Annotated in this window: 1 protein-coding gene; it reads left to right on the top strand. The window is 53.0% G+C overall.

Annotated features, from left to right (window positions below):
- A partial coding sequence (locus G5B30_RS17155; RefSeq protein WP_206367183.1) for a hypothetical protein occupies positions 1-460 on the top strand: 460 nt, incomplete at both ends.

Consider the following 460-nt stretch of genomic DNA (forward strand, 5'->3'; position numbering starts at 1 on the left):
CTACAACGATGAGGACGGAACGGCCAATACGCTGAATCTGGGAACAATGGTCCCGAACTTCGAAACCCTGACCTCTGTCTCGGTGGACAACACCGCCGGGACCCTGACTTATGTGGATGAGGACGGTACGACCAACACGCTGAACTTAGGGGATCTGGTCAGAGAGCAGGAGACTTTGACAACTCTCGCTTATGATAACACGACACACCAACTGACCTATACGGGGGAGGACGGTACACCGGTCGTGCTGAACCTCAATGAAGGAGCTGTAACTTATAATGCTGCCTCCAACGTTCTGACCTATACCGACGAGGCAGGGGTGGCCACACCGGTCAACCTCAACAATACGGACCTGACCTATGACCCGGCTACTTCCATCTTAAGCTATGTGAATACTCTGGGGGTAATGCAGACTGTGGACCTGCGAACTGTTGTACTGGCTAATGAAACCCTGACCTCG

Source organism: Sphingobacterium sp. SGG-5 (genome assembly GCF_011043525.1).
Taxonomy (GTDB): Bacteria; Bacteroidota; Bacteroidia; order Sphingobacteriales; family Sphingobacteriaceae; genus Sphingobacterium.